The sequence below is a fragment of the Oerskovia sp. NPDC060287 genome (assembly GCF_042726775.1).
GTDB lineage: Bacteria > Actinomycetota > Actinomycetes > Actinomycetales > Cellulomonadaceae > Oerskovia > Oerskovia merdavium.
In genome coordinates this window covers 1-7,352 of the sequence record NZ_JBHXBO010000207.1, presented here as the reverse complement: position 1 = coordinate 7,352, position 7,352 = coordinate 1, and the positions used below count along the sequence as shown (strand labels likewise).

3 protein-coding genes are annotated in these 7,352 nt (G+C 72.1%); all 3 read right to left on the bottom strand.

What is annotated here, in order from left to right; translation table 11 throughout:
- On the bottom strand, nt 1-4,675 hold a 4,675-nt coding region (locus ACFWFR_RS15515), incomplete at its 3' end, for an ExeM/NucH family extracellular endonuclease (RefSeq protein WP_377623559.1).
- A gap of 390 nt (nt 4,676-5,065) precedes the next feature.
- The gene (locus ACFWFR_RS15510) at nt 5,066-5,443 is read right to left on the bottom strand and encodes a sterol carrier family protein (RefSeq protein ID WP_191805660.1); all 378 of its coding nucleotides are present in this window, start codon (nt 5,441-5,443) and stop codon (nt 5,066-5,068) included.
- Between the two features lie 95 nt (nt 5,444-5,538).
- Nucleotides 5,539-7,146, bottom strand: coding sequence for an RNB domain-containing ribonuclease (locus tag ACFWFR_RS15505; protein ID WP_377623557.1), 1,608 nt, complete (start codon nt 7,144-7,146; stop codon nt 5,539-5,541).
- Nucleotides 7,147-7,352: the final 206 nt, after the last annotated feature.

Below are 7,352 nucleotides of genomic sequence, written 5' to 3'. Positions count from 1 at the left end.
CGTAGGTCTCGTAGAAGCCCTGACCGTCCTGCCACTTGTACGCCGCGACCCGGACCGTGCCCGCAGGCACCGACGTCGCACGGCTGTTGAAGGACTGCGCCGCGATCTTGCCCGGGAGAAGCTTGGTGAACTTCTTCTCGCCGAACGCGGTCGTGTAGCGCACGTCGATCGGGAGCGACTCGCCGTTCACGCCCTTGACCGACAGCTGGACGCGACCCGCGACGCACTGGGTCGTGGCCGTGAGGCCGTCCATGACGACGTCGGGCAGGTCTGCGCCCTCGACCGTCAGGGCGAGCCGCGTGACCGTCCCGCTCGGGGCGGCGACGACGTACACGCCGTACTCGCCCCCTGCGGTCTCCGCCGGGACCGGCACCTCGAGGCTCGCAGCCCCGTTCGTGACCGTGCCCGTGGCGACCGGCGTGCCCGGGTTCGCCGCGTCGAACGCCGTGCCCGCAGGCACGAGGTACGCCGAGACGCCCGTGTTGAGCGGGCTGCCGAGCGACGTGAGGTTCAGGCGCGAGACCTTGGCCGTCACGGACTCGCCCGCGGTGACCGTCCCCAGACCGTCCGCGACCACGCTGCGACGAGCGAAGTCGGGGCTGAGGTTCGGGTGGGTCTGCAGGTAGGAGATCCACGCGTCGCGGTCGATCAGACCCGAGTCACGGGCGTCCGTGCCCTGCGCGAAGACCCGGAAGTTGTCACCACCGGTGGCGAGGAACGAGAACGTCGCGACCCGGTACGTCTTGGCCGGGTCGAGCGGCTCGCCGTTGACGAGGACCGAGGTGACGTTGTCGCCGGGGGTGGCGTTCACGTCGGTCGTCTTGACCGTGTACTTGACGTTGTCCGACAGGCCGAGGGCCAGGAACGGGCGCGACGGGCGCGTGCCGTCCGGGTTGGTCTGCCACTGCTGCTCGAGCATCGTCTCGACCTGCGCACCCGTGAGGGACACGGTCCACAGGTTGTTGACGAACGGCAGGACCGCGTTGGCCTCGGCGTAGGTGATCACGCCGTCGTCGCCGTAGAACAGCTCGTTGCGCAGGCCACCCGCGTTGACGACACCGAAGTCGGCGCCGCCACGGGCCGGGTCGGCCAGCGTGTCGAGCAGCGAGGTCGCCACGAGGTTGCCGAGGGTCGACTCCGAGGCACGGTCGTCACGACCCGTGGACGGGAGCGGGCCCGAGCCCTTGTACTTGCCGTCGACGTACGAGCCGCCCAGGAAGGCGGTCGTGATGTCCGCGGTGACCGAGCCGACGGGCTGGGCACCGATGACCTCGGCCTGCGCGAGCGCCGCGTCCACGATCGTCTTGACCTCGGCCACGCGCGGGTACGCCGCGACGAGCTCCGGGGCGGGCGTCGTGGTGCGCTTGACGTTCGCGACCGAGTAGTCCGTGACCTCGTCGGTCGCGGTGTCGAACGTCAGGCTCACGTGCCCGATGTTCTCGCCGTAGCTCCCGGTCTGCAGGACGGGACGGGTCTTGTCGGTGCCGGGGATCGGCGCCTCCCACGCGTACTGCTTGTGGGTGTGGCCCGTGAAGATCGCCGCGACGCGCGCGTCCGTGTCGTTGACGATCTGCTCGAACGCGCCCTGGTGGGCGAGCTCCTGCTCGAGCGACGAGCCGTCCGGCGTGCCGGCGCTCGCGCCCTCGTGGTACAGCGCGACCAGGAGGTCGGCCTCACCGTTCGCCGGGTCGCCGTCGCGCAGCTGCGCGGCGACACGGTTCACGGCCTCGACCGGGTCGCCGAACGAGAGGTCCGCGATCCCGGACGGGGTCACGAGCGTCGGGGTCTCCTCGGTGACGGCGCCGATGACGCCGACCTTGACGCCGTCGACGTCGATCACCGCGTACTCCGGCAGGACCGGGTTGGTGGTGTCCTTGGCGTAGACGTTGGCACCCAGGTAGGACCAGTCGGACGCGTCGGTGACGCGCCCGGCCAGGTCGCTGAAGCCCTTGTCGAACTCGTGGTTGCCCACCGCGGAGGCGGACAGGTCCAGGGCGTTGAGCACGTCGATGGTCGGCTGGTCGTCCTGCAGCGCCGACGCGAAGAGCGAGGCACCGATGTTGTCGCCGACCGACAGGAACGCCGTGCCCGCCGGGTTGGCGGCGCGCAGCTGCTCGACGGTCCCGGCGAAGTTGACCGTGTTCGCGTCGATACGACCGTGGAAGTCGTTGATCGCGAGCAGGTCGAGCTCCTTGACCCCGCCCGGCTCCTCGCCGCCCAGCTCGAGGCCGACGACGATCGGGTCGTGGTCGGACGAGCGGAACGCCGTGGTGTCGTACAGGTTCGAGACGTTGTAGTTGAAGCGGCTGTACTCGTTCGCGATGGGCTCGACCGAGTTGATGTTCCAGATGTCGGTGTCCGTCACCGCCGCGGCGGCGCCCGGCGAGGCGAGCACGTGGTCGAGCGAGCCGACGAGGCCGTCGAACAGGTACGTCTCCTTGCCCGTGGTGGGGCCGAGGTCGACGAAGCCTGCGTCCGTCAGGACCTTGATCGGGTCCTCCTGGGCGTAGGCGTTGAAGTCTCCCGCAAGGAGCACCTTGTCGGTGCCCGCGGCCGTGGAGACCTGGTCGGCGAACGTGACGAGCGCCGTCGCCTGCTTGACGCGCGAGGCGTTCGAGGCGCCCTGCCCGTCGCCCTGGTCGGCGTCGACGCCCGCGCCGGAGCCCTTGGACTTGAAGTGGTTCGCGATGACGACGAAGTCCGTCGCAGCCTCTCCCCCGGCGACCCGGAAGGTCTGGGCGAGCGGCTCACGCGCGTTGTCGAAGGCCGCGACGTCGTGGATGACCGAGGCCCCCACGGGCTCGACGGCCGCCGGACGGTAGATGAAGGCCGTCCGGATGACGTCCTCCGAGGCGGGCAGCGTGGCCGGGGAGGGCACGAACGCCCAGGTCCCCGCACCGGCCGCAGCGTTGAGCTTCGACGTGAGCGTCGAGAGCGCCGCGTCGCGGTTCTTGCCGAAGGCCTTCGAGTTCTCGATCTCCTCGAGCGAGACGACGTCCGCGTCGAGCGCGTTGATCGCCGCGACGATCTTGGTCTCCTGACGCTGCAGGTTGGTCGCGTTCGCCGCGCCGCGGGCGTCGCAGCCCGTGCGCACCGTGATGGGGTTGCCCTCGCGGTCCGTGTAGAACTGGCACCCGCTGAGCTGGTCGCCCGTCGTGGTGAAGTAGTTCAGGACGTTGAAGGTCGCCACGGTCACGTCGCCGCCCACGGCCTCCGGGGAGTCCGTGCGCGTGTTCGCGAACGTCGCGGGCTGGACCGCGGCGGCGTTGGCCGGGGTCAGCTCCGTGACGGGCTGGAAGTTCCAGCCGTCGAACCGGTAGTCGAGCACGACCGGGGACGTGAAGGTCGCGAGCGCGCCGACACGCACCGGGGCACCGCCTGTGAGGTACGGCAGGGGCTTGGCCTTGTTGGCCGCGTTGTTGAAGTTGGTCGTCGCACCGTCGTCGAGGTTGACCCGGCGGGCGTTGGCGTCGGTGACCGCGGCTGCGGCCTCCGCGCTGCCCGGGCGGCCGACCGACGTGGGCTGGCGCAGCGGCTCGGTGCCGCTCGCCAGGACGACCGAACCGTAGTAGTTCGTGTCGTAGTTGTCGGCGACGACGTAGTCACCGGCGGGCTGGACCAGCATGCCCTCGAGCTTCTCGCGGTCCGCGTCGGTCGCGGGGTACGCGACGTTCGCGGGCTTGACGACCTCTGCCGGGTCCGTCAGGACCTTCCAGCCGCCGGCAGCAGGCGTGACCTGCGTCAGGCCGAAGTACTCCGAGACCACACCCGTGACCTCGACGTGCTGGCCGACCTGCAGCGCCGTCGCCGCGGCCTTCGAGTACACGAAGAGGCCGTCCGACGCGGTGTGCGTCGCGAGGTCGAGGTCGCCGCCCGAGCCGGCGGTCTGGATGTAGAGGCCGTCGAACCCGCCCGACGGGTAGGTCGCGGTCACGACGCCGCGCGTCGTGACGGTCTGGCCCACGAGGGGGCTCGCGGCGCCCGTGCCCTGGATCTCGGCGATGGTCTTGGCCGTGCCGGGCTCGGGGTCCGGGCCGGGGCCCGATCCGCCGCCGCTGTTCTGCGGGGTGACGGTGCTGCTGACCGCGAAGTCCACGGAGTTGTTGTCCGTGTCCGCGCCGGTCGCGCGGTTGAGCGAGCTGGGCACGTTGTTCGCGGTGCCCGCGGGCGCCGCAGCGGTCTCGAACGTGTTGGACGTGCCGTACCCCAGGAGGTCGACGACCTGCGGGTTGCCCACGAGCGAGCCCGGCGTCAGCGTGATCGCCGAGGGAGACTTGACCAGCGCGAGCGTGCCGTTCTGCCCCTGCGGGGCGATGGTGCCCGTCGCGTCGGGGGTCGGGAGGGCCGCACCGGTCGCGCCGTTCGAGGCGCCCTGGACCAGGTAGTAGCCACCGGCCTTGATCTTGCCGGACAGCGGGACGACGCCGTTCGAGGCACCCGTGCCCGTCGCGGAGCGGTACTGGACGGACCAGCCCGAGAGGTCGATGTCCGCGTTCGTCGGGTTGTAGAGCTCGACGAACTTGTTGAGGTACGGGGCGTTGGCGCTGCCGCCGTTGAGGTACGCCTCGTTGATGACGACGGACGACCCGTCGACCGCAGCAGAGGCAGCCCCCGCGGCTACCGTGCTGAACGCCGCCGTGGCGACGAGCGACGCGGACAGGGTGGCCGCGACCACACCTCTCCTGCGTCGGGACTGATGGTGACTACCGATCACGCTGACTCCTTCGTGTCGTGGCCGGGTTCCCGGCGCGCCCACCTCGGCGCGGGTGGCGCAGGTGCGGGCTCTGGAATCCAACAGCAGGCTGATGAACGCGCGGTGTCCGGCCGGTCACTTCCGGTCGAACGCCCGCTTCCCCCTACGAACGGCACTGTCCTGCCGGGGAGCGCGACGTCGTCGTGCGTAGACCGGTCGACGGGCGCCGTCGCCCGTTCGTCCTGGCACGCTATCTCACGATGCAGACACTGGAAACTTCCTGGGTGCGGGTCGCGGGGCGAAGTTCACCCGCTGGTCGGGAGGTGTGCGCGTGCCCGACGGCGGCGCGCAGGCCCGCGCGCTCGGCTCGCCCTACCTGTCGCGGCGACGGGCGGCCTGCAGCGGCAGCAGCCCCGAGATGTCCGACCGTTCGCCCGAGGCGCTGATGCGTCCGTCGGCGACGGCCTCGGCCCAGACCACGGTGCCCGTGACGAGGCCGAGCCAGGTCTCGGGATCCGTCTCGACCACGTTGGGCGGGGTCCCGCGCGTGTGCCGCGGACCCTCGACGGCCTGGACCGCCCCGTACGGGGGGACGCGGACCTCGACCGCGTGGCCCGGCGAGACCTCGGCGAGCTCCTCGAGCGTGAAGCGGACGGCGGTCGTGACCTCGGGGCGGCCGGCGACGCCGTCCTGCCAGGCGGCCAGGGCGGTGCGGCCGACGGCAGGGTCGGTGCGGCGACGAGGAGGCATGGGTCCATCCTCCCCTCTCCCCTGCCGAGTGCATGATTGCGCTGCGACTCGCCGGGCGTTTCGCGGCGGAATCATGCACTCGACGGGGCGGGCCGTCAGACCAGGTCGAAACCGACCCGTCGCAGCTCGATCGACGCCTCGCGCAGCCGCACCCGGACGGGGTCGCCGAGCGGCAGGCCGACGCCCTGGACGCTCGCCCGGACCGCGGGCTCGGCGATCACGACCTGGCCGCGGACCAGGTCGTGGCCGGTCTGCGCCGGGGCGGCCGCCCCGGCAGCGGGATCGCCTGCCGCGGAGGCGTCCGACCTGCTGTCGACCGACGCCTTCGCAGCCCTCGCGGCCCGCTCGGCGTCCTTGGTCGCGCGGCGTCGGCGCTCGTCGTCGTTCTCGACGTCGACCACGACCGCGTCGAACTCCTCGCCCACGCGGCCCGCGAGCAGGGCGGCCTCGACGACGTCGACGCTCGACCGCTCGTACGAGCCGGCCCTCTGTCCCGTGCGAGCCATGGTCCGCGGCAGGCCGGGGAGCGCCTCGCGCACCCAGGTCGGGACCTGCGTCCCCGCGCTGAGTGCCAGGCAGATCTCGGTGCCGTAGCGGTCGACCAGACGGCGCAGCGGTGCGGTCACGTGCGCGTACTCGGCCGCGATGGCGGCGTGCGCGACGTCGTCGGGCACCTCCTGAGGCTGCCCCACCCCACCGAAGGGCGCGTACGAGGCTCCCCGGAACAGCGACGTCGCCTCGTTGAGGAACGCGGCGTGCCGTGAGGTGCCCGAGTCGAGCGTCGGCAGCAGGTCGCCGTACGGGACGTCCTTGGGCCAGTCGATCCCCAGCGCCCGGGCCGTGCGCCGCAGGCGCGCGAGGTCGCGCGGGTCCGCCGCAGGCAGGGTGCGGAAGATCCCGACGCCACCCGCACGCATGAGCTGCGCCGCCGCGATCCCGGTCAGCAGCGAGATCTGGGCGTTCCACCCCTCGACCGGCAGCGTCGAGCGGAACGCGAGCCCGAACGTCCCGTCCGGGTTCACCACGACGTCCTGCTCGGGCACGTTGAGCGACACCCCGCCCCGCTCGCGCTCACGCGCCTCGCGCAGCAACCCGATCTCGCGGAGCAGGTCGAGCATCTCCCCCGCGTCACCGGCGTCGAGGCGCGCCTGGACCTCCTCGTAGGTGAGTCGGGCCGTGCTGCGCACGAGGGCGCGCTCGACCCGCGCGGAGACGATCTCCCCGCGCGCGTCGAGCCCGACGTGCCAGACGGCGGCGGGCCGGTCCGCGTCCGGCAGGAGGCTCGCAGCGGACTCGGACAGCACCTCCGGGTGCAGCGGGGTGCGCTCGTCGGGGCCGTAGAGCGTCATGCCCCGCTCGTTGACCTCGGCGTCGAGCGCACCCCCCGGGGTCACGAACACCCCGAGGTCCGCGATCGCGTACCGCACGAGGAATCCCCCGGGGGCGCGCTCGAGGTGGACGGCCTGGTCCAGGTCCATGGACCCCGGCGGGTCGATCGTCACGAAGCCGACGGCACGCAGGTCCGCACGGCCCGACGACACGTCGGTCGCAGCCGCGGCCGCGGCGTCGTCGAGCACGTCCTGCGGGAACTCCGCGGGGATCTCCATCTCGGCGCGCAACGACGCGAGCGCGGCGAGGACCGGGTCGACCGCGGGCCGGACAGGGGCGGTGGTGGGCGCGATGCGCAGGTTCCTGGTGGGCACGAACCGACTCTAGGCCGTCGCTCCGGGCGTCGGACGGCGGCGCGACCGGGTCGTCGGACGGCAGAGCGTAACACCGGGGCCCGGGGCGGGCCTTGCGCCGGCCTTGATCCGTACCCGGTGGCCGAGTGGCTGAACCAATTCGTGCGCGACCCGTTGACACCCGGCGCGCCAGGGCCGAGCGTGGTCCAGCCACTGGGCCAATGAGG

Coding starts and splice junctions, on each gene's coding strand:
- ACFWFR_RS15510 (WP_191805660.1), bottom strand. CDS start 5,443: ATGCCTCCTCGTCGCCGCACCGACCCTGCCGTCGGCCGCACCGCCCTG.